23 protein-coding genes are annotated in these 23,522 nt (G+C 41.3%); 17 read left to right on the top strand and 6 right to left on the bottom strand.

Going from position 1 to position 23,522, the window contains the following annotated elements; translation table 11 throughout:
• The 5 genes from ABJL82_RS12755 to ABJL82_RS12735 all read right to left on the bottom strand — a co-directional run.
• The coding region (locus ABJL82_RS12755) for an NAD(P)H-dependent oxidoreductase subunit E (RefSeq protein ID WP_347275075.1) at positions 1-529 on the bottom strand (529 nt) is incomplete at its 3' end.
• A 180-nt stretch (positions 530-709) separates the two neighbouring features.
• On the bottom strand, positions 710-1,180 hold the full coding sequence (locus tag ABJL82_RS12750; protein ID WP_347275074.1) for an NAD(P)H-dependent oxidoreductase subunit E: 471 nt from the start codon (positions 1,178-1,180) through the stop codon (positions 710-712).
• A gap of 88 nt (positions 1,181-1,268) precedes the next feature.
• Complete coding sequence (purQ, locus tag ABJL82_RS12745) at positions 1,269-2,054, bottom strand: phosphoribosylformylglycinamidine synthase I (protein ID WP_347275073.1); 786 nt, start codon at positions 2,052-2,054, stop codon at positions 1,269-1,271.
• A 221-nt stretch (positions 2,055-2,275) separates the two neighbouring features.
• On the bottom strand, positions 2,276-5,143 hold the full coding sequence (purL, locus tag ABJL82_RS12740) for a phosphoribosylformylglycinamidine synthase subunit PurL (RefSeq protein WP_347275072.1): 2,868 nt from the start codon (positions 5,141-5,143) through the stop codon (positions 2,276-2,278).
• Between the two features lie 13 nt (positions 5,144-5,156).
• Positions 5,157-6,026 carry a prephenate dehydrogenase gene (locus ABJL82_RS12735; RefSeq protein ID WP_347275071.1) on the bottom strand — a complete coding sequence of 290 codons (870 nt, stop codon included), beginning with the start codon at positions 6,024-6,026 and terminating at the stop codon, positions 5,157-5,159.
• Between the two features lie 338 nt (positions 6,027-6,364).
• Between ABJL82_RS12735 and ABJL82_RS12730 the strand changes: the two genes are divergently transcribed.
• A complete protein-coding gene (locus ABJL82_RS12730) occupies positions 6,365-6,970 on the top strand; it encodes a hypothetical protein (RefSeq protein WP_347275070.1) in 606 nt (201 codons plus the stop codon).
• A gap of 57 nt (positions 6,971-7,027) precedes the next feature.
• Here the strand turns inward: ABJL82_RS12730 and ABJL82_RS12725 are convergent, their stop codons facing one another.
• Positions 7,028-7,432: a hypothetical protein gene (locus ABJL82_RS12725; RefSeq protein WP_347275069.1), complete on the bottom strand. Its 405-nt coding sequence runs from the start codon at positions 7,430-7,432 to the stop codon at positions 7,028-7,030.
• Between the two features lie 522 nt (positions 7,433-7,954).
• Here ABJL82_RS12725 and fliE point away from each other — a divergent pair.
• From fliE to flhA, 16 genes are all read left to right on the top strand, one after another.
• Complete coding sequence (gene fliE / locus ABJL82_RS12720; protein WP_347275068.1) at positions 7,955-8,257, top strand: flagellar hook-basal body complex protein FliE; 303 nt, start codon at positions 7,955-7,957, stop codon at positions 8,255-8,257.
• A 405-nt stretch (positions 8,258-8,662) separates the two neighbouring features.
• Positions 8,663-10,417, top strand: coding sequence for a flagellar basal-body MS-ring/collar protein FliF (gene fliF / locus ABJL82_RS12715; protein WP_347275067.1), 1,755 nt, complete (start codon positions 8,663-8,665; stop codon positions 10,415-10,417).
• 222 nt (positions 10,418-10,639) lie between these two features.
• A complete protein-coding gene (fliG, locus tag ABJL82_RS12710) occupies positions 10,640-11,668 on the top strand; it encodes a flagellar motor switch protein FliG (RefSeq protein ID WP_347275066.1) in 1,029 nt (342 codons plus the stop codon).
• The gene (locus tag ABJL82_RS12705) at positions 11,665-12,366 is read left to right on the top strand and encodes a FliH/SctL family protein (RefSeq protein WP_347275065.1); all 702 of its coding nucleotides are present in this window, start codon (positions 11,665-11,667) and stop codon (positions 12,364-12,366) included. Before fliG ends, ABJL82_RS12705 begins: the two co-directional genes overlap by 4 nt.
• A complete protein-coding gene (gene fliI / locus ABJL82_RS12700; protein WP_347275064.1) occupies positions 12,366-13,685 on the top strand; it encodes a flagellar protein export ATPase FliI in 1,320 nt (439 codons plus the stop codon). The genes ABJL82_RS12705 and fliI overlap by 1 nt, the downstream gene beginning before the upstream one ends.
• Positions 13,686-13,699: 14 nt before the next feature.
• Positions 13,700-14,164, top strand: a complete 465-nt coding sequence (gene fliJ, locus ABJL82_RS12695) for a flagellar export protein FliJ (protein ID WP_347275063.1) — start codon at positions 13,700-13,702, stop codon at positions 14,162-14,164.
• Positions 14,165-14,185: 21 nt separating this feature from the next.
• Complete coding sequence (locus ABJL82_RS12690) at positions 14,186-14,911, top strand: hypothetical protein (protein ID WP_347275061.1); 726 nt, start codon at positions 14,186-14,188, stop codon at positions 14,909-14,911.
• Positions 14,912-14,985: 74 nt separating this feature from the next.
• Entirely contained in the window at positions 14,986-15,552 is a 567-nt protein-coding gene (locus ABJL82_RS12685; RefSeq protein WP_347275060.1) for a flagellar basal body-associated FliL family protein, read from the top strand.
• Positions 15,553-15,600: 48 nt separating this feature from the next.
• The gene (fliM, locus tag ABJL82_RS12680) at positions 15,601-16,554 is read left to right on the top strand and encodes a flagellar motor switch protein FliM (protein ID WP_347275059.1); all 954 of its coding nucleotides are present in this window, start codon (positions 15,601-15,603) and stop codon (positions 16,552-16,554) included.
• A 34-nt stretch (positions 16,555-16,588) separates the two neighbouring features.
• Positions 16,589-16,951, top strand: a complete 363-nt coding sequence (fliN, locus tag ABJL82_RS12675) for a flagellar motor switch protein FliN (protein WP_347275058.1) — start codon at positions 16,589-16,591, stop codon at positions 16,949-16,951.
• A gap of 782 nt (positions 16,952-17,733) precedes the next feature.
• Positions 17,734-18,198, top strand: coding sequence for a flagellar biosynthetic protein FliO (locus ABJL82_RS12670; protein ID WP_347275057.1), 465 nt, complete (start codon positions 17,734-17,736; stop codon positions 18,196-18,198).
• 47 nt (positions 18,199-18,245) lie between these two features.
• On the top strand, positions 18,246-19,010 hold the full coding sequence (fliP, locus tag ABJL82_RS12665) for a flagellar type III secretion system pore protein FliP (protein ID WP_347275056.1): 765 nt from the start codon (positions 18,246-18,248) through the stop codon (positions 19,008-19,010).
• Between the two features lie 42 nt (positions 19,011-19,052).
• Complete coding sequence (gene fliQ, locus ABJL82_RS12660) at positions 19,053-19,322, top strand: flagellar biosynthesis protein FliQ (RefSeq protein WP_164995263.1); 270 nt, start codon at positions 19,053-19,055, stop codon at positions 19,320-19,322.
• Positions 19,323-19,470: 148 nt separating this feature from the next.
• Entirely contained in the window at positions 19,471-20,253 is a 783-nt protein-coding gene (gene fliR / locus ABJL82_RS12655) for a flagellar biosynthetic protein FliR (protein WP_347275055.1), read from the top strand.
• A gap of 6 nt (positions 20,254-20,259) precedes the next feature.
• The gene (gene flhB / locus ABJL82_RS12650; protein ID WP_347275054.1) at positions 20,260-21,309 is read left to right on the top strand and encodes a flagellar biosynthesis protein FlhB; all 1,050 of its coding nucleotides are present in this window, start codon (positions 20,260-20,262) and stop codon (positions 21,307-21,309) included.
• Between the two features lie 76 nt (positions 21,310-21,385).
• On the top strand, positions 21,386-23,473 hold the full coding sequence (gene flhA / locus ABJL82_RS12645; protein ID WP_347275053.1) for a flagellar biosynthesis protein FlhA: 2,088 nt from the start codon (positions 21,386-21,388) through the stop codon (positions 23,471-23,473).
• Positions 23,474-23,522: the final 49 nt, after the last annotated feature.

The following is a 23,522-nucleotide window of genomic DNA, read 5'->3' as shown; positions in this document are numbered from 1 at the left end:
CCTCTTCAATTACTTTGTCAGGGGACATGCCGGAAAGTACTTTCTCAATGGCGGCATACCCATTCCTCAAAATGTATTCACTTATCTTTTTCGGGTCGATTACCCCGCAGTTCCTTAATACAATCTTCTTCTGTTTTTTGTAAAAGGATATGTCTTTCCGGTAAGGCACCCGTTTTCCATCTTCCGTGCAGCAAAGCCTTTCAATAATTTCCCCCTTAAGGACTGTCCTGGAAACAATCTCATGCACGTCGCTCTCAGTAACCCTGCCGTAAAATACCCCCATCGGCTCTACCGTTACTACGGGCGCCCTTGTGCACAATCCCTGACAGCCGGTATCCACCACTTCCACCCTGTCTTTAAGGGACTGCATCTCGATCTCCGCCTGAAAGGTTTTGTACACTTCCCAGGCACCCAATGCCCTGCAGCCTGTCGTACAGATTAAAATACGTATCTTCCCCCCGTTGCTTTTTTCCGATTCCAAAGATTTTCTGTACCCTTTCAGGGCATCACCGCTATTCAATTTTTCCATTAACACTTCTCCTTCATTCCTAAACTGGCATAGCCAGAACCAAACAAGCATGAAATACGAAATACGAAAGGGGAACCACAGAATTACACAGATTAAAAAAATCCGTAGAAACAAAGTGCTCCATGTCCCTACAATTGACTAATGACTAATGACCAATGACCAATGACTAATGACTAATGACTAATAACTCTTGAGAATTTCCTCGGTTTTTTCTTCAGTCAATTTCCCATAATAGCGGTCGTCTATCATCATTACAGGCGCCAAAAAACACGTGCCTAAACATGCCACCGTTTTATGGGTAAATTTATAGTCAGGTGTTGTTTCGCCTTCTTCTACCTGCAGGACGTCTGCTATTTTCTCCCCGATGTCCGGGGCGCCCTTTATGTGGCAGGCAGTGCCGGCGCACAGCCTGATGGTATGTTTTCCGCGGGGTACCAACGAAAATTGCGCATAAAAGGTCACTACTCCGTATATCCTGCTCAACGGTATGCCCGTCCGCACCGACACTTCTTCCATCGCCGCCATGGGCAAATATCCGTACTCCTCCTGCATCTCCTGCAATATCGGAATTAAATCGTTTGACGCTGCACGGGAAAGAATGGAATGACATTTGTCTAAATTAACTGATAATGAATTTGCTTCGTCCGGCATAATGCCTTCTCCTTGCAATAAAAAATATACTGTTCCGGTAATGCTTTCTTACTATTGTTAATGTGGGGAAATAACTTATTGTCAAAGTTTAAAAAATTTCCTTCATATATTGAACCGCATTTTTAAAAATCAAAAAGCCATCTCCCGAATCTTTCAGTCCCTGACGTGTCCAGCACGGTTGTTGTGTAGGGTCAACATTTCTTTCAGGGTGCGGCATCATGCCTAAAATTTGCCCCGTCTGGTCACAAATGCCTGCGATATTCAGAACCGATCCGTTGGGATTCATCGGGTAGCCTGCATCTTCTCCATTCTTATCAACATATTGAAAGACTATCTGGCAGTTTTTCACCATTTTATCCAAAACATCTTTGTCCTTCGCAAGGAATTTGCCTTCTCCGTGCGCTACCGGCAAATAAAGAATTGGAGCATGCTCCCGGCGTATAAAATATGATGTGTCCGCGCAAATTTTTAAATACACCCAACGATCTTCAAATTTATTGGAATCGTTGTGGGTTAACGTTGCCTCCTGATGAAATCTTTCAAACGAAGGCAGTAAACCCGCCCTCACCAGCACCTGAAAACCATTGCATATGCCCAGAATAAGTTTTTTTGCATCAATAAAATTTTTTATTTCATCTTCCAGATGGTATTTTATCTGGTTTGCCAGGATTTTACCTGCAGCCACATCATCCCCGTAAGTAAACCCTCCCGGTAAGGCTAATAATTGATAGTTTTCCAGTATTTTTTTATTGCTCAGCAGGGCGTTAATATGAATTACCTCTGCCTTTGCTCCAGCTTTTTCAAAGGCGTACTTTGTTTCGTTGTCGCAATTTGTTCCGGCGGTCCGAAGGACTAAGACTTTTGGAGTTTTCATGGAAAATACCTTGAATCAATAACAAATGAAGGGGAGTATCTGTATCTTATCAGTAATTTCTTTGCACTTTTTGGCAAAATATTAAATGATCCCTTGTGCAGTCGGCAGTCGGCAGTCGGCAAATTGCAAATTGCCGACTGGGGATTGGAGACTGAGGATTGTTTTCCTGTTTGTTCCCGTCAGACAGGCAAAAAACAGGTTTTTTTACACATCCATACGCATTACCATCGAAGTGGAGACTGCCATGCTTCTTTCAAAGCATAAATGTCTTCTTCTATGATAGTGGTATTGTTTAAACCGATAATTTTCAGACAGGGTTCCTGCCTTATTTTGCCCAATAAACCATGGGATACGTCTTTCATCACTGCCTCAAATTCTATTTTATGTTCCGGCTTAACCTCAACAAGGAATCGCGTGTTGGATTCAGAGAAAAGGATTGTGTCATTTCTTGTTATTTCGCTCTCGACAACTGCCTGAGAAAGATCAAGTTCCATCCCATAGCCTCCGGCAAATGCCATCTCTGCCGCTGCAACGGCCAATCCACCTTCCGAACAATCATGGCACGACCGCACAATGCCACGGGCTGTTGCTATCGACAGGGTATTCATGGTTTTTTTCCCTGAAAAAGCATTCACCACCGGCACATTTTTTCCTTTATGCCCATGGATATGGTAATAATGCGAACCGCCTAATTCATTACGGGTTACGCCGACGAGATATATTAAATTTCCCGGTTCCTTTGCATCCATGGAAACGGCATGCCTTACATCATCCAAAACGGAAATCGCAGATATGAGAAGCGTAGGCGGTATAACAATTGTTTCCGTCTCTGTAATAAATTCATTATTCAAACTATCCTTTCCGGAAATAAACGGCGTTCCGTAAGCCACGGCAATATCGTAGCAAGCCTGTGCAGCCATGACAAGACTTCCAAGGCGGTCGGGTTTATTTGTGTTGCCCCAGCAAAAATTATCCAGCAAGGCAACGCGCTCTAAATTTCCGCCAACGGAGATAATCTGGCGCAATGCCTCATCAATGGCAGATGCGGCCATATGATAGGGATCAATATCGCCATAGCGGGGGTTCATGCCGTTTGATACAATAATGCCTTTGTTTCGCCAGAGTACCGGCTTAACAATACATGCATCACCCGGCCCGTCATTCTGCACACCCTGAAGCGGTTTCAGAACGCTTCCACCCTGCACTTCATGGTCATACTGCCGGATTACCCATTCTTTGCTGCAAACATTCCATTCAGAAAGTAGTTTCTTTAAATCAGTTCCATAGTTTTCTTTTTCGGGGAGAAATGGTTCCTCAAAACCGGGCGCACTCCATATTGCCTCCCGTTCTAATCGTGGCAAGCCATTGTGAAGAAAATCCATTTCCAGCTCGCCGACCATTTCCGATTGATAATACAACCGGAGCATGTTGTCGCCGGTGAAGTGCCCAATAACTGTCGCTTCAACATTTTCTGCATTAAATAAGGCAAGAACCTCCTTTTCCTTTTCTCTTGGAACGGAAAGAACCATGCGCTCCTGCGCCTCGGAAATCCATATTTCAGCATAGGAAAGCCCTTCATATTTCAGCGGAACCTTCTCCAGATAAACACATGCCCCTGTATGCTGTCCCATTTCGCCCACAGCGGAAGATAATCCTCCCGCACCGCAATCGGTAATACAGTTGTACAATCCCCTATCGCGTGCCTGCAACAGCGTATCGAGTGTCATCTTCTCCGTTATTGCATTGCCAATCTGGACAGCGCCGCCTGACATGTGTTCTGACTGCTCGTGTAACTCTGCCGAAGAAAACGTTGCGCCATGAATGCCATCACGCCCGGTTCGCCCGCCCACAACAACGATAAGATCATCAGGCCGGGATTCTTTCTGGCACATATTCTTTGGGATAATGCCTGCCGTACCGCAGAAAACAATGGGATTCCCGATATACCGTTCATCAAAATAAATGGCGCCGTTCACCGTGGGTATCCCCATACGGTTGCCGTAGTCTCTTACCCCGGCAACAACACCTTTAAAAACCTTCTTTGGATGCAAAGCGCCTTTGGGAATCTTCTCCGGCGGCGTATCTGGCATCCCAAAACAAAATACATCGGTATTCAGGATCGGTTTTGCCCCCAGGCCCGTGCCCATAATGTCCCGAACTACGCCGCCAATACCCGTGTTGGCGCCTCCGTACGGTTCTATTGCAGAAGGGTGATTATGGGTTTCCACCTTAAAGCAGACATTATATTCCTCGTCAAATTCAATAATACCCGCATTGTCTTTAAACACGGAAACGCACCATGGGGCATTCAATTCTTCTGTAGCCTTCATCACGGTATTTTTCAGCAGGTTGTCGATTATTTTTCCGTTAAAACAGATACGTCCTTTCAGTGTCTTATGCACACAATGTTCGGACCATGTTTGCGCAATGGTTTCTAATTCAATGTCCGTTGGTTCACGCCTCAGAGTGGTATAATATTGTTGAATTGCACGCATCTCATGGATGTTTAGAGACAATTGGCCTTCCACGCTTATTTTTTCCAATTGGACATCTTGTGCGTTTATAAGTGGTATGATTTTCTTTTTAAAAGGCGCACTAAAAACCGTTTGCCGGTATTTGGGTATTTCGGGATAGATAAATACGTCTTCTATATTGGTATTTGCCAAAACCTTTGCCGCAATTACAGGTATCGCCTCTGCAGGTACAGAAGCGTCAATCATATACTTATGGGCGGTTTTAACGCCGTCAACTGAAATATTAATATCCCGAAGCGCTTTTATAACCGATTGTTCAACAGGGTCCATAACGCCGGGTTTACGGCTTACCTCTATAATATGGAAGTGTTCGTGAGGGGGTTGATGAGAAGAATCTGATGTGCATAGGTAATGTTGTGTGACTGAATCTGCCAAAAGCTTTTTGGCAATAGTGTCTAATTCATTCTCTGTTAGTTTTCCGAAAAAGATATAGACCTGCCGGACCCTGATGTTTTTTACTTTCGCGAAACCAAAGGTTTCTATTTCTGATATAACATTTTTCCCAAGTGGGTCTGCATATTCGTCCTTTAAAAAAACTTCTATTCTTGAATGCATAAAAACCACCTGCTTATTCTTTAGCGTGCGCCCTGGAATTATTATGGAAAATGCTATCGCGGGATATCTTAGCCTGCTTCAACCGTTTCAGTATCATATCTTTATTTCCGGAAAGCAGGTCATTTTTAAATGCAGTGAGTTCTGCCACAAACCGGTCAATTGACTTTATCGTGTTTTCACGGTTTTGACCAAAAATATCCCTCCATAACTCCGGGTCGCCGGAGGCCACTCTTGTGGTATCTTTTAAGCCGTTTGCACCATAGGCTAAGTCATCTTCCGCTATAGCATTTACAAGACATGATGCGGCAAGGTGAGGGAGATGGCTGACATATGCAAGCAATTCATCATGCCTTTCAGGAGAGATGTTTTCCACCTTTGCCCCCAGAAAACTCCACAGGTGAGAAATGGTTTCCACCGCCTTTTTATTGCTGTTGAATGGCGTTATAAAACATATGCATCCCTCAAAAAGATCCGGAGAAGCATGGTCAATGCCTCTTTTCTCTGAACCGGCAATCGGATGTGCTCCTACAAAAGAAACATCATCTCTCATGTCTTTAGTTATCTGCCTGACGATATAGCTTTTGGTGCTTCCTACGTCTGTCAGGACAGAATTGTTTTTCATAAAGGGGATGACTTGTTTTGCAAACTCAACAATTTTACCCACCGAAGTGGCAAGTATAACAATATCCGCATTTTTGACTGCATTATCGGCGTTTAAATGTCCCACATCTATAGCGCCTATTTTCAGGGCGCTTTCTAAGGAAGAAGCCCGATGTCCGATTCCAATGACGGTCTCTGCCAGATTCCTCTTTCTTAACGCCAAACCGATAGAGCCGCCAATAAGCCCGGGACCGACTATGCAAACATTCCCAAATTGCATCATGATAAAAAATGTGTATTTAATGGTATAAATTGAAGGTAAGATGGAATTCGTTGAAGGAACGCATATTACCGTTAAAACGTTAATTTGTCAATGTTTTAAACTCTGTTAAACCGTAGGTTTTTAGAAAGCAAATGTGCTTGTCAATGGCAATGTATGCAATAAAAATGCATGTGTAAATACCTACGCTTAAATCATAGTCCTTGACTTGGTTTTGTTTTGTGATTATATATTAAATACATCAATCAGGCATAGAAATAAGAAACGGAATTCCACCGCCCAATATAATTAGTATAATGTATAGATAAGGATAGCAGACTAGCAAGGAATTTTGAAGAAATATGGCAGAGGAAAGCAGAAACATAAAAGAAATATATTTATTGGTAAGTCCGTATATGAGTTTTCTCTTATCTTCTTCCGGTAAACTGACATACCATGCCAGACTGTTGAACAGTATAACGACGGCATCGAAAAACGAAGGAGTATTTGGATTCATTGTTTTGGACGGGCTAGTGTTCTCTTCTGTAAAAGAACAGGAAAGGTCTCTTGTAGAACATGCAAGAAAAATGTTTGGGCATAATAACTCGAAAATTGTACGGCAGGACGAATTGTCGCCAAGGTTTTTTTATGATGAAAGCCTTGCAAAAAGGTTCGTTGAACGTGAGAACGTTACTGTTACCGGACGCGGAACATATACCCTTAGGGGCGTTTTACAAAGTGTCTCTTATTTCATAAAAGCATACAACATTCCATCGCAAAACGCATTTGTCAACCTGAGAGAGTCTATAGACGGCGGAAGACCGGAAATTGACGCCAAGATGATATCAGGATTGCCGGAGCTCATACAAATCGAGAAAAAAACACCCCAAATTGGTTTAAACGATCTTGTACGATGGAGAGATAAAAGGATCCATATTCTCAAAAAAATGGGATTCTCATTTGGATAACCGGTTTCAGAAACGTAATAAACTATAGCATCACTCGGTAAAAACCTCTTTGCAGCGCTATGTGACATTTTTTCTTGCTTCGGCTACTATCAACTCAAACGACCAGACAAGTGATCCGTCTATAGAAAAATCTATGGAATAATTGCCAAAATTGTTCAATGGTAATTTATAAATTGGGTGAATAAAGTTCATGAAGCAAAATGAACTCCCGTCTGGAATTGTTACGAAAAACTCATTTTCTAATGTGGGCAATAGTTTCTTCCCGTCCGCATCAATGAAAGATATTCTGAACGTCTTCTTCCCTGCGTCTCTTTTATCAAACCGCAACTTCAATACAAGGGTGCTGGAATATACAATGGGTACCCTTGCCGTCGTAATCATATCGAAGGCTCCGAGGATGTTTAAATTATTTTTAATATCAATATTTGCCGCCTGGCACAGGGTGAAAAGTAATACTTTCATATCAATACTATCCTAACCTGGACAAGCCAGAACCGAACATGCACGAAATACGGTAATACAAAAGAGAAACCACAGATTTCACAGATTACACAGATTAAAAAATTATTCACAAGCTTACAATTGACCAATGACCAATGACCAATGACGAGTGACGAAAGACGAAAGACGAAAGACGAAAGACGAAAGACCAATGACCAATGACCAATGACCAATGACTAATGACTAATTGCCATAGATTATCTTTGCTCCGGATATCTTACTACAGTATTATCCGGTAAAAAATCTTTTTTTGCCTTCGCGTTTAAATTATGAGTAGGGTGGATTAAGGCGTTGGTTTTTACGCCGAATCCACCAATAATATTTCTAAAAAGACAGGTATGGCATCACCTTAATTTCTGGGTTTTTGTTGACACCGCCAACAACGTTGTTAGAATAAATCCCCAGTACTTAGTCTATCAGTTTGTTGCGTGTTCAAAAAATCTATAGACTTGCCTTTAAACTATACAATGTGGAGTTCCTTTTATGGCGATATCACCCCTCGGAAAAGATCAAATAATTCAGAATCATAAGAATGACGTTGATTCTAAGAAACAAACAGATAAAGGGACTTCGTTTCAGGATGCCTTCGGCAGTTTTTTTAATGAGATTAATGAGTTGCAAACAAAAACCAACGATAGCATAGAGCATTTGTCAACGGGCAAAGTTGAAAATATACATGAGGTTATGGTTGCCATGTCAAAAGCGGAGGCGAGTTTTAAGTATATGATGGAGGCCCGTAATAAGTTAGTAAAAACGTATACAGAAATAATGAAAGAACAAAAATAGCCGTTTTCCACACTTCAAGGTCACCAGTCCCGCACGTACCATCCCGCAAAAAATCAATTTGCACCTTCTTCATTTAAATAATAATTCTTTTTCCCCCTCGTCAAACATTTGACTGTTTCGACATTGGTAAACAGTTTAAATAATAAGACAAAAGAATATCTTCCCGTCTCTTTGTTAAAATAATATACACTCAGTTTACGGTAGAGTGTAATTATCGACTTTCACATTCATTCGCCCGGATTCGTATTAAAAACAATATTTGACTGATTCTTGTAATGTATTATTTATTAATAGGATATGACATTTTTGTTGTTGATGGGTCTATTGCTATCTGTTGGTATTGTAATTGCTCGGTATCCAAACGTACCAATAAAATACTCATAACCATAAAAAGGAGCATTTACTATGAATTTAGACATGAATAGTTTTACAGGGCAGTTAAAGAATGTTTGGGAGGAAATTAGTTTTTCGCATAAATTTATTATGATATCGTTAACCCTGTCATTTCTGATTGGCATAGTAGGTGTAATGCAATGGGCGAGGAAACCAGACTTTGGATTATTGTACGGAGAATTAAGCCCGAAAGAGAGCGGGGAGATTATAAATCATCTGAGAGAAGCGAATATTCCATACAGGATAAGTGGGAATGGGACTACGATTCTCGTTCCCAATGATAAGATTTATGAGATGAGGCTCAAGTTTGCCAGTGAAGGTTTGCCCCATGAACAAACGGGGTATGAGTTGCTGGACAAAGTGGGCTTTGGCTCTTCTGATTTTATCCAGAAGATAAATTATCGCAGGGCAATTCAGGGCGAACTTGCGAAAACAATTAAACATCTGGATTTTGTAGATTGGGCGCAGGTACACCTTGCCATACCTGAGAAATCTTTATTTGTTGAAGATGAAAAACCCCCAACGGCGTCCGTTGTGTTGAAACTAAAAAACGGCGGTAAGTTAAAGCCGGAACGGGTTGCAAGCATCGTACATTTGGTAAGCTCCAGCGTTGAGGGATTAAGCCCTGAAAATGTTACGGTAACCGATACGCGGGGCAACCTGCTTTCGGAGAAAGAATCCCCTTTTTCACAGACAGGCACGAGCAATGATCAATTGGAGATAAAGAAAAAAATAGAAGAATATTACGTGGCGAAGGCGCAGGATATGTTGGACAGGATTGTTGGAGCGGGAAAATCTGTTGTCAGGGTAAGCGCTGACCTGGATTTTCGCCATGTGGATGAAAAACAAATTGAGTTTGATCCTGAACGCAGGGTGCCTAAGGTTCAAACGGTAACTACCAAAGTATCCGGCGGCGCTCCGTTTTCGGGGGGAGGTGTTCCCGGAATGCAGGCAAATCTTAACTTGTCGCAATCAAGTATGCTTCAATCCTCCGGTTCTTCTGAAGAGGAGGAAACTGCGCAAACGCAATATGAATTAAGCAAGGTAGAACGTATGGTTTCAGACCACGGGGCGAATTTGAAAAGATTGTCCGTTGCCGTTCTTGTTGATGGCAAGTATGAAAAAATTGAGTCTGAAGATGGAAAAATACAACAAACGTATGTTTCCAGAAACAATGAGGAAATAAAGGGGATTGCTTCTCTTGTGAAACAGGCGCTGGGGGTAAATATGGTTTCCCGTAATGATAGTTTTGAGATACAAAATGTACAGTTTTACGAAGCTGATTATGCAGAGGAAGAAGCAATTTTAAAGAAGGAACAGCAAAAAGAATTTATGTTAAAACTGGCCAAAAACGGTTCGCTCGGTATAACAGTGCTGATGTTTCTGATGTTTATGCTGCGAAGCATGAAGAAGATTAAAAAGAAGGCGGCGCCTACGGTTGAAATGGAACACGTTTCGGCTAAGGGAAAGCCTGGTAAGCAAGGATTTGCCAAAATGCAGCAAGACGACGCCGCAGGCAGGAATAAACTGTTTGAAGAATTACGCATAAGCAAAGAGCGGCAAGGCATCCAATACACAAAGGAGGAATTGGAAGCGGCAGTAGAAGAAATGCTGGCTATGGAAGAGTCGGAAAATCCTGAAGAAATAATGGAAGGAATGAAAAGAGAGAAAAAACGAAAATTAATACTCGGACAAATGCATAAGGATACCGATCTTACCTCGACAGCATTAAAGAGGTGGATAGAAGGAGAATATATCTCCTCGTAATATATAGTGGGGTTTTCATGGCAATCAGCAATCGGCAATCTACAGTCGGCAAATTGCAGATTGTGGATTGTGGATTGCAGACGGTGGAAGATAGAAATTATTATAAAAACCTCAACTTATTGAGAAGTTACCAAACTTGTTTGTCCGTGTTCATCATTGTTACCCCCTGTTTCATAAAACACTCTTTTTTATTTTGATAAAAGAACAGGATATTTTACTGATATGAAAACGAAATTGAACTTGTCCGGCATACAAAAGGCAGCAATTGCCTTGTCAATACTTGATCCTGATGTCGCTTCGGAAATACTTAAGACCTTTGATGAGAATCAGATTGTGGCGGTATCCGCTGAAATTACCCGCATGGAAAATGTGGATAATGAGATTGTGGACGCCGTTTTGGACGAACTCCGGCAAGAAATGAAACTCTGTGGCGGCCTGGTGGAGCATGATAAAAATGCCTTTAGAAAGGTGCTTGAAAAAGCGATTGGGGCAGACAAGAGCGATGATATCATAGCAAATGTGGAGCAGGGGGTGATGCTCCCCACGCCTTTTTCCAATTTAAAGGATGTTTCAGACGATGAATACATGCGGTTGCTGATAGGAGAACACCCGCAAACGATTGCACTTATATTATCATATACGGAACCGGAACGCGCCTCCAGGCTGTTGTCCAGATTTCCCCTGGAAGCGCAATCTGATATTATCATGAGGATCGCAACGCTCGAGCCTCCTCCGATAAGTTTAATTACCAAGGTAAACGAGGTAGTTATGGCAAAGATAAAAACGGAAGGAAGAAGACGAAAGACGCCTGCGAAGAAAAGGCATAAATTTGCATCGGAGATTATTGGCGGGCTGGAGGGCGGAGTGGATAAGGATGTGATTGAACAAATAAGCCGTAGAAATCCGGAGCTTGCTGAAGAAATAAAGAAGTTGATGTTTACTTTTGATGATATGATTTATGTTAATGATGAAGCGTTTAGAAAAATACTTACTGAAGTGGATATAAATGTTATTGCGCTGGCATTAAAAACGGCGAATGAGGAGGTTGAGACAAAGTTTTTCAAAAATATGTCAAAACGTATTGGCGATACGGTAAGGGAAGAACGAGAGCTGTTGGGGCCTAGATTGCTGTCCGAAGTGCAGAGCGCACAATTGCAAATTGTAGAGGCGGTAAAGCGGTTGGAAGCAAAGGGAGAAAATGTTGTTCAAAAGAAGGGGGGGTCTTCCGGCAAGGACGATAAATTAGTATGAAAACCGGGAAGCGCGTCTATTCTTCACCTGTTATAAAGGGAGTGAAAGTTATCGAGACTGTAATACCTCATTCTCATAAAAAGCAAATAAACACGCTTAAAACAGAAGAAGGGTTGATAAATATAAAAGAAGAAGAAAAGCTGAAAGAACTTGAATTAGCAAAGGAAAATGAATTAAGGGCGTTAAAGGAACAGGAAATCAGACTGGCGAGAGAAGAAGCATACAAAGAGGGGAAACTCTTTGCGGAAAAGGAGTTTCTAGCGGAGGTAGAAAAAACAAAGAAAAAATATGCAGCATTGATCACCCTGTTTGAGGATGCGGTGAAACAATTAACGGAGAAAAGAGAAATAATCTGGAAGGACTCCGAATCGGAGATCATACATTTCGTATTGGCTGTTGCGAATAAAGTTGTTGGTTATGAAATTGGCGAAAATGGCGCCAGCATTATAAAACACGTTGTCGCAGAGGCTCTTTCTTATGTTGGGAATAATAAGATCGTATCCTTGCGTCTTTCCCCGGAGGATTATAAACGGTTTACGGCTGAAGACGCAGGGATAAAGGATTTTAGCGTAAAAATCATAGAGGATAAAAAGATATCAGCCGGCGGTTGTGTTGTGGAAACGGATTTTGGCGATGTTGAAAACTTGCTTGAAACACGGTGGAAAGAAATTAGAAAATCTGTAGGGGAAAAAGAGTGATGGCCACGCAATGCATTGATTTTGCTTCGCACAAAAAAAAGGTATCGGAAACGGTGTTGGTTCAACGCACCGGAAGGGTTGCCCATATCGCAGGTTTGGTAATTGAATCAAACGGGCCTTCTGTTCCTGTAGGAGAACTATGTTACATACATTCCAATAATGGAGAAACGCCAATACCGGCGGAGGTGGTAGGATTTAAAGAAAAAAGGATACTCCTTATGCCCATAGGGGAACTAGAGAGAATAGGCCCTGGAAACAGAGTAACCGCTTCAGGCTCGCCATTAACGGTGGGTGTGGGAATGGGGCTAATGGGAAGAATCTTAGGGGGACTGGGAGAGCCGATGGATGGAAAAGGGCCGTTAAACGTGGAAGAAAGGGTTTCCATTTATAATTCCCCCCCGGATCCTTTGACCAGAAGCAGGATAAAAGAGGTGTTGGAGACAGGTGTACGGGCAATAGACGGCATGCTTACCTTCGGGCAGGGACAGAGATTTGGCATTTTTGCAGGGAGCGGCGTAGGGAAAAGCACCTTAATGGGCATGATTGCCAGGAATTCCGGGGCGGAGGTTAATGTTATTGCGCTTATTGGCGAACGTGGAAGAGAAGTCCGGGAGTTTATTGAAAAAAATCTCGGTGAAGAAGGCATGAAAAAATCCGTAATTGTATCGGTTACTTCTGACAAACCTGCTTTATTAAGGGTAAAGGGCGCCTATATCGCTTCCAGTGTTGCGGAATATTTCAGAGATCGTGGTATGCGGGTATTGCTCATGATGGATTCTGTTACAAGGTTTGCCAATGCACAAAGGGAAATTGGGCTGGCAATAGGAGAACCCCCGACCTCAAAGGGCTATACCCCTTCGGTGTTCGCATTATTGCCAAAGCTTCTGGAGAGAAGCGGCACGGGCACTAAGGGCAGCATCACTGGTTTATATACGGTATTGGTGGATGGTGATGATATGAATGAACCCATTGCTGACGCCGTAAGGGGTATTCTTGACGGACACGTGGTGTTGTCAAGGGCAATGGCGTCCCAAAACCACTATCCCGCCATTGATATCCTGGAAAGCGTCAGCCGGTGTATGGATGACATCATTACCGGTGAACACAGGAAGGCTGCGCAGATGTTAAAGGCAGTATATGCAACGTATAAAGAAGCTGAAGATATGATAAATATCGGGGCGTACGCAAAGGGGAGCAACAAGAAAATTGATTACGCCCTATCAGTCATAGACGCTATAAACGATTATCTTAAACAGGATATGACCACAAATGGTAATTTTAACGAATCCATTTCGAAATTGTCGGCATTGTTTACATAAGGTCTTTCCCGGCTATGAAATTTTGCTTTAAATTTCAAAAATTACTTGATATTGAAAAATTTAAAGAAGAAGAGATTTCCAAAGAATTAAAAACTGCGCAAAAAAAACTCCAGGAAGAAAAGAAGATGGAGTTATTACTAAAATCTTTGCTAGAGACAAGGCAGACTGAAATGACAAAGATGCTGCAGACGTTTGCGGATGCGTCAACATTTGTTTTGTTTGAGTCGTATTTTGCCAGTCTTAACCGTGACATTATTGTCCAAAAATCAAAAATAAAAAAGATTTCTGAGGAGATAGAGCAGGTAAGGCAAAAATTATTACATGTTTTTAAAAAAAGAAAGTTGTTGGAAAAACTAAGGGAAAGGCATAAAAAGGAATTTGATGATCAGGAGAAACGCCTTGAAATTAAAAAACTGGACGAGATAGCAACTTCCCGGTTTTATCACAAACACATCAGGGAAAAGGATGTATTGGAATAATCAATTTATGGAGATTATACTATGAAGCTCCCGATTAACAAAAAAATGCTGATGATGGCCGGACTGGGAATGATCGTTCTGGGAGGAGCCGCATATTGGTTTCTTTTTATGAAAGGGAAAGACCCTGCACCAGAACCGGAAGCGCAGGAAGCTGCTCAGGAGAATGTAGATACTTCTGCGGCGGATACTGCCGGTGGAGAAGATAAAGAAGCTAAGAATTTGTATGCGAGCAAGCTGCCTTCCGTCTATAAATCGAATGCAGCAAAGGTGTTTAAACCCTTGTCATCAAGCGAAGTCTCAAAGATGATAAATGAAATAACAGAAGAAAAACACGAATACAACAAGAAGAAGGAACTCCTGGATCTTAGGGAAAAAATGCTTGAATCACTACGCGCCGACCTTAAAAAAGAGAGATATGAAATTGAAACACTCAGAGAAGAGTTGAATAAGGCGTTTGAGTTGATAACCGCAAGAATGCAGGAATTAAAAAAAGAGACTATTCAATTTGATGATCGCGAATTAAAGAATATCAAGAAGCTGGCCGAGGTTTACGGGGGAATGAAACCTCAAAAGGCTGCCATGATTTTAAAGGAAATGGACGAAGAGACCGCGGTAAAATTGTTAACAATGATGGATAAAAAAACATCTGCAAAAATATTGGAATCTGTTACCCCGTTTCTTGCGGTAAAGCTTAGCGAAAAGCTGAAATTGCTGGAAGATGGGGCAAGGAGCAGTGGAAACCAATAAGGGATGAGATTTTTTTTCTGCATTTATTTTAATAAAGTGATAAAACATTTTAACATTTATGGAAAAGGGTATTTATGAGAAAAAAAGACGCATTTCAAAAAAAGAAGGGGCATATGACTATTAATATCGGGGAAATACGTGGTAAATTTATAGTATTCGCGACTGGTATGTTTTTTATGGTAAGCATGTATTTCGGCGCGAATATATCAACAGGAGCAGAAATACCGGTTAATGTAATAACCGAAGAGCTGCAAGGCCGCATAGGGGAAATAACGAAATACAACGATGAAATCCCATTGAAGTCAGATAAAGATTCCAAGGAACCCTTGCAACAAGGTCCTGTTATCGTGCCGATAGATACGATTGTTGTTAATCTTAGCGGGTCTAATTTAAGAAGGTATCTCAAGGCAAAGGTAATTTTGGAAGTACGCGATGAAGAGGCAAGAGGTAAGTTAGAAACCAGAACAATACAGGTAAAAGACAGGCTTATTTCCATTCTTTCCTCAAAGACCATAGATGATATTGATTCTGTAGAGGGACGGGAATACATTAAACGTGAAATAAAAGATTCCGTTGATGTGATATTGAGTATGGAAAAAGCTGTTTTACAGGTATATTTTGAAGAGTTTGTTGTTCAATAAATCATAATTACAGAAAATCATTGTAACCATTTATTCAGGTAATACGCTATGTCAGATGCTATTTTATCCAATGAAGAAGTTGATGCCCTGCTCAATGCGATAGAGAGCGGACAGGTACTGGTTGGAGAGCAAATTGAACAAAAAGTGGTAAAAAAGGTTCAGCATTATGATTTCAGAAGGCCAGACAGGTTTCCGCGGGAACAAAAACGGCAACTGCAAAAAATTAGCGAGAACATGGCGGTTAACATGGGTTTGACTTTTTCTCAATATGTAAGAACCACCGTTGGCGTTGAACTTATTGCGATAGAGGAATTTAGTTATGAATTATTTATCAATTCGTTTACGGACCTTGTGTGTGCAAGTGTTGTTGACCTTACGCCGTACAGGGGAAAGGGTTGTTTAACCCTGGATGCGGGGTTTTGCCTTGCTATGATAGATCGTGGATTAGGCGGGCCCGGGAAAATACAGCAGAAAATAAGGCCTCTTACTATTATCGAAGAATCTGTGGTTTCACAAGTGTTGTTAAATGTACTCCATTCGATGTGTCTGTGCTGGAATGATGTTGCAGAGATAGAGTGGCAAATTGCAAAAACAGACATGGACTTGCGGTCGTTACAGGTGGCGCATAACACGGAAAGTATGATTGCCATAAATTTTGCGATTAGCGGTGAATTGGGCACCGGTACGCTTGTTTTTTGTCTTCCTGTTGCAACTTTAGAAGCAGTTATGGGAAAAATAACAGAGGCAACCCTTAATCGGGAAGAAGAGATTGTCATAATAAAGCAAACGCTCAATCAAGTCCCTTTATTAATGAACACAATATTGGGTACAACACAGTTATCATTTAACGAACTTATCAATCTCAGAGTAGGAGATGTGATAAGTCTTGATAATAAGATTACGGACCATTTAAGTTTGGAAATAGATGAAATGCCGAAGTTTTTTGGAACTCCAGGGGTTTCCGGCAAAAAACTCGCGATAAAAATAACATCCGTTTCGTAATAGTGGTATTGGTTTTTATTTAAAGAGGTGAAATATGAGTATAGAGCAGAAAGATGATGCGCAGCCCACCATAGAATCAGTGGAATTTAGCCAATTAATTCCGGAAGAAATGGACAGTCAAAAGGGCGGCGAAGGCATGCCGAATTTAGATTTAATTTTAGATGTGACTGTGCCTGTATCCGTGGAATTGGGACGCGCGAATATGCTCATTAAGGATATTCTTGCTTTGTCTCAGGGATCAATTGTTGAACTTGAAAAAGTGGCTGGTACTCCGGTTGAATTATTAGTCCGCGGAAAATTATTGGCGAGAGGAGAGGTGGTAGTAGTGGAAGAACGTTTTGGTTTGAAAATTACAGCAATATGCGGCCCACAGGATAGGGTGAGAAATCTCGGCTAAGACACACGGCTACCGCATCATAACGAAAATTCTTTTGCACTTTATAAAAATAAAACAACCACGAAATACGAAAGGCGGAACCACAGATTACACAGACTTCGTCGTGAGCTCAGTCGAACGATTTCACAGATTAAAGAATTTGTAGTGACGCGGAACGCCGTGTCTTTGCATTTGACCAATGACTAAACAAATTGACATTTAATTCAACCTCCTCCGTTGGTTCAGGTTTGTAACCGTTCGGCTGAGCTCACGACGAAGCCTGAACCACACGTTTTATACTCGCCTCTTTTCGTTGTCTTTCTCTCGTCTCTCGTCCCTCGTCCCTCTTTCCAATCCACCCTACACTTCGTTTTTTATGCTCTCCTGGATTTTTCAAAAAGCAAAGATATTACAATCATTGAAATTCTTATCTACAGTCGGCAGACGGCGGTTGACCAATGACTAATGACTAATGACTGTTTTCATGCCTATTTGGTTCTGGCTATGCCAGCTTATGCATTTAAATATGTATAAAAACACTACTTTGCGTAGAAAAAAACTACGCTTCAATCGCCGGCGTAATGGTGATGTATATTTATGACATAGAATTATTTATGTAAAATGGATTATTTTTTTAAAGCGTAAGTTGCATATGTTATTAAGGCATGCACTTATCCATTCCTTTGCCACAGTTAAATAATGCGGTACATTGGTAAATAGGCTTAAGGCATATTGTTTGCGAATTGTTGTGACGTAACAGTACCTTATCAGTAATTTCTTTGTAATTTTTGTCAAAATATTTAATGAACAGACATTTACTCATTGTATTCTTTTTATTGTTTTTCTTAGGTAATCCCACTTATGCCGCAGGGGATGCTGTTGATTCCGGAGAAAGACAAGAAGAGGTTGCCGTAAAAGATGAAGGCATTGGGGTTATCTCCCCGATTAATTTCCCAAAAGTTACAAAAGTAATAAAATCATTAGGTATTGTAATTATTATCATTGTCGTCATGATGTATCTTTTACGCAAGAAACTTGGGATTAAAACAGGTATTCATAAAAAAAAGCGCTATATCTCAATCATAGAAACAACTTCACTGGGTGCAAAGAGGTATATCTATTTCATTAAAGTACCGGGGAAATTATTGCTTGTAGGCGCTTCAAATGAAAAGATGCAAACTCTCACAGAAATTACGGAAAAAGAGATTGTTGATTTAATTGATACAGAGGACCGAGGCGGTGAATATATGAAGTTTTTTAAAAAATAACTCTCACTGGCAGGGAAAATAGAATTGTTGTTCCGGGGAAAACACTTATGAAAAAATGGACGGGTTTTTTAATTTTTGGCGGAATAATGGCGTTGCTGAGTTTTTTAGGGGCTGCAGAAGCTGCCGGCGAAACCGATTCTCCGTTGAAACTAACGATGAGCCTGGATAGTGTAAAAAACCCAAAGGAAATGGCAGGGGTATTAAAGATAGTCTTTTTTTTAACAGGTCTTACTTTATTGCCTGGACTTTTGCTGGCGATGACTTCATTTACCAGGATTATTATTGTCTTGTCTTTTGTGAGAAAGGCTTTGTCGTTTCATACACTTCCCCCGAATCAAATTCTTATCGGCATAGCGCTCTTTTTAACGTTTTTTGTTATGACGCCAGTTTGGACCTCAATCAATTCAGACGCATTACAACCGTATATCAAAGAGGAAATTACGCAGGATGAGGCTTTGAAAAAGGGGGTTGAGCCTGTTCGTAAATTCATGCTGAAACAGACGCGGAAAAAAGACATTGCTTTGTTTTCAAACATTGCAAAAGTAGAAAAACCCTTTTCTGCGAGCGACATTCCTATGCATATATTAATTCCTGCATTTGTCACCAGTGAACTGAAGACTTCTTTTCAGATGGGATTTCTTTTGTTTCTGCCTTTTCTTGTAATCGATCTGGTGGTTGCCTGCGTATTAACGTCCATGGGTATGTTTATGTTGCCGCCGGTTATGATTTCAATGCCATTTAAATTAATTCTTTTTGTTCTGGTTGACGGCTGGCAATTAATCATCCAGTCTTTGATCACAAGTATAGCGTAGCGTAGGGGCGAAGCATTTGCCATAAACATTTAAGGATATGATATGACTCCGGAAGTAATAACCACTATTGGAAAAGATTTTTTGCAAACTACCTTTCTTATGATGGCGCCCCTGCTTGGGGTTGCAATGATCGTTGGACTAGCTATCGGTATATTCCAGGCTGTTTCTAGTATTCATGAGCAAACACTGACATTTCTGCCGAAAGTGTTTGCCGTTCTGGGGATGTTCCTATTTTGTTTGCCGTGGATGCTGCGGATTATGACGTCATACACGGTAAACCTGTTGGGTGAACTGGCAAAATACAGTAAGTAGTACCTTATCAGTAATTTCTTTACATTTTTTGGCAAAATATTTAATGGCTCCTTCCGCAGTCGGCAGTCGGCAAATTGCAAATTGCAGATTGAGGACTGAGGACTATTTTCGCGCTTGTTTGGTTCTGGCTAGGCCAGGTTAGGTGCTTATGGAAAATTTGCTCGATTTCATTAACGACCTGCCCTTTTTAATGCTGGTGTTTTTTCGTGTAGGCGGGATACTCCTTTTCGCCCCGGTCTTTAGCAATACCCATATACCAATGCTCCTGCGTGTAGCTATTGCCCTGATACTGGCATTTATTCTTTATCCCAATCTGGATAAAAATCTGCATGAATTGCCTTCGGAGCTTATCCCTTTTGGTTTAATTGTTGTAAAAGAGATTGCTATTGGCGCTGTTGTTGGATTTGCGGCGTCATTACTGTTTGCTGCGTTTAGTATGGCCGGGTATTTGTTAAGTAACCAAATGGGACTGGATATGGCGGTTATCGCCGACCCTTCATCCCTGAGCGGAGATGAAGAGCCAACCGTTTCCGTATTTTACAATTTGATAGCCATATTGCTATTGCTGGCAATTAATGGTCATCACTATTTTATAAATGCAATTGCGCAAAGCTTCCATGCTGTGCCCATTGGCAGCTTTGATTATACAACGGCAATACTAACAAAAATACTCAGTCTCTTTAGAACGCTTTTCGTAATAGGGATTAAAATATCCATCCCCGCCTTTGTTGTTTTGATGTTGTCGGTAGTTGCAATGGCGTTGATGGCGAAGGTGGCGAAGGAAATTAATATATTTGTTATTGCATACCCAATAAAAATAATAATAGGCTTCATTGTGGTTTTTGTCACGTTTCCACTCATGATTGGCGCAATGAGGATGTATATCGTTGGTTTTGAAAAGGGATTAATGTCGTTGCTATCGGCAATGTGAGGGGAAATGGCTGATACGGAAAAGACCGAACAACCCACCGGCAAACGTATAAGCGAGGCGCGCCAAAAAGGAAGCGTAGCCCAAAGCGCCGACCTAAGCAGTGCGATTGCTATCCTGGTAGGTTTTTTACTGTTATATGCATTGGGTAATATTATGTATGCGGGTATGAAAGAGATAACCGTTTATACCCTTCAGAACTTATCACAGAAGGATATTACCCCGGACATTATTGTAGAAAAGATTATTTATTATATCTATGTAAGCGCGAAAATTTTGCTCCCTATCCTGGGTGGATTATTGATTGTTGGATTGATTGTTTCATATATGCAGACCGGTCTTTTGTTTACCCTCAAGCCGTTAAAGCCTGACTTAACGAAACTCAATGTGATAAGCGGCGTAAAAAAACTCTTTAATGTTCAATCCTTTGTAAAACTTTTATTTTCTGTTGTAAAGCTTCTGATAATTGGCGGTATCGGCATCCTTTACATCAAAAAAGAACTTGCCAAACTGGATAACCTGATAGACATAGGCATTGCACAATTTTTTATTCTTACCACGAAGCTGACATTCGGACTGGTAATGCGTGTATCGATAGGGCTAGTGATCCTTGCAATGATAGATTATATCTATCAAAAATGGCAATACAAACGCGGCATGAAAATGTCTAAAAAAGAGGTGAAGGATGAAAGGAAACAAGCGGAGGGTGATCCGGTAATAAAGTCGAAAATCAGGTCTGCACAGATTCAGATGGCGTTGAAACGCATGGCTTCCGCGATCCCAAAAGCAGATGTTGTCGTAACGAATCCAACGCATTACGCCGTAGCATTAAAATATGACCGTAAATCAATGTATGCGCCTAAAGTCGTTGCAAAGGGAGCGGATTATATTGCCCTGAAAATAAAAGAAATTGCAAAAATAAATAAAATTCCCATTGTTGAAGACCGGTCGCTTGCAAGGACATTGTACAAAACAGTGGATGTCGGCAAAGAAATACCACAAAAATTGTACTATGCAGTTGCAAAGGTATTGTCCTATGTGTACGGATTAAAGAAGTAAATGGGGAAAACAGGCAGAGGCAACAGTGATGAAAATTCCTAAAATGTTTTTTTAATGAAAAGTGACAAGATAAATCATGGCAGCAGATAAATTAAATTCTCAAGGGAAAAACGCCTTTTTTAAATATCTTTTTAAAGGGGATATGGCGTTAATTATTGGCGTGATAAGTATTTTTATTGTGCTTATTATACCTGTGCCGCCTTTTATTATTGATTTGCTTGTTACGACAAATATCTCATTGGTTCTTTTGTTGCTGCTGGTTGCTCTCCATATAAAAGGAGCATTAGATTTATCGTCTTTCCCTTCTATATTGCTGTTTATGACGCTTTTTCGCCTGGCGCTCAATGTGGCTTCTACCCGGCAGATATTATTGCAAGGTTACGGTGGAAAGGTGATTGGCGCATTTGGAGATTTTGTTGTTGGCGGCAATATGCTTGTGGGGTTGGTTATTTTCTTAATTATTGTTGTAATACAGTTTATTGTCATAACAAAAGGTGCAACGAGAATCGGGGAAGTGGCTGCAAGGTTTACTCTTGACGCAATGCCAGGTAAACAGATGAGTATTGATGCGGACTTAAATGCGGGACTCATCACAGAAAAAGAGGCGCGTGAACGAAGGGAAAAGCTTTCCAGGGAAGCAGAGTTTTATGGCGCAATGGACGGCGCCGGTAAATTTGTCAGCGGTGATGCGGTTGCCGGCATAATAATCGTACTCATAAACATTGTTGGCGGAATTATTATGGGTATGCGGAGCGGAATGTCTGTTTCCGAGGCAATGCAGCATTATACTCTTTTGACCGTTGGGGATGGCCTTGTCTCCCAGATTCCTTCATTTATTATCGCCACGGCGTCTGCGGTCATTGTCACCAAGACTTCTTCTACCGGTGAGAATCTGGGAACGGATGTTACCGGGCAGTTGTTTAGTCAACCTAATGCCATTGCTTTTGCGGGAGGAATTCTTACGCTGTTTAGCATTGTACCGGGATTGCCAAAAATACCGTTTTTGGTTCTTGCCGGTTTCTTCTGGACGATGTATTTTGTTCTCAGAAGGTCTTCTAAGGAGACAGAACTGGCGGAAGCGCTTGTAAAAGAGACTGAAGGCATGGCGCGGGAACCGAAGAAGGAGGAGAGTGTTGAAGGCATGCTGCGTGTTGACCGGATGGAGCTTGAGGTTGGCTATAAGCTGGTACCGCTGGTTGATCCGAATAAAAATGGCGGTATTCTTGAGAGAATAAATACCTTGCGTATGCAAATTGCAAAAGATATGGGGATGATCGTTCCGCCGATTAGGGTAAGGGATAATTTGCAACTGGAGACAAATAAGTACGTGGTAAAAATAAGAGGACAGGAAATTGCACACGGAGAATTGCTGACGGGCAGCTATCTTGCAATAGACTCCGGAGCAGTTACCCAAAAAGTGAATGGCATAGAAACATTAGACCCTGCATACGGACTTCCCGCCCTTTGGATTACCGATGCGGTAAAGGAAGACGCCGAAGCTTTGGGATATACGGTAGTGGATCCCGCGTCCGTAATGATAACACATTTAACTGAAATTATAAAAACACATGCATACGAGATCGTTTGCCGTGAAGACGTACAAAAACTGTTAGAAACAGTAAAGAAGGATTATCCGACTATTGTGGAAGAGTTGACGCCCAATATCATTTCCCTTGGCAGTATCCAGGAGATTCTTAAAAACCTTTTAAAGGAACAAGTGCCTATACGGGATCTTTCATCCATCCTTGAAACAATAGCGGATTATGCTCCGGCAACAAAGGATATAGAACAATTGACCGAATACGTAAGGCAAAGACTCTCCAGGACAATCTGTAAAAGATATCAGAATACCGAAGGCAAGATAGGTGTGATCTCTTTCGACCCCCATCTGGAACAAACCATAGCAAACGCAATTCATAAGACAGAAAAGGGAAATCTGCTGGCACTGGACCCCAATATGGCGCATAAATTAATTGATAAATTAGCGGAAATAGTAAGAGGTTCTCTTTCTTCCGGTTATGAAGTTGTCCTGTTAACATCATCATCCGTGAGAAGCCATGTCCGCCGGCTTATAGAAAATGCGCTGCCGCAGTTGGCGGTATTATCGTATAAGGAAATTTCACCCGGCGTAATGATTGATTCGGTAGGGGTTGTGAAGCTTTAGGAATAAAAGGAAATGCAAAAAAATTGTGAACACTATTCTTTATTTGTAG

Origin of the sequence: Candidatus Kuenenia sp., assembly GCF_039794105.1 — a bacterium.
Taxonomy (GTDB): Bacteria; Planctomycetota; Brocadiia; order Brocadiales; family Brocadiaceae; genus Kuenenia.
Note: the sequence above shows the minus strand (reverse complement) of the source record. Positions and strands in the feature narration are given on the sequence as shown.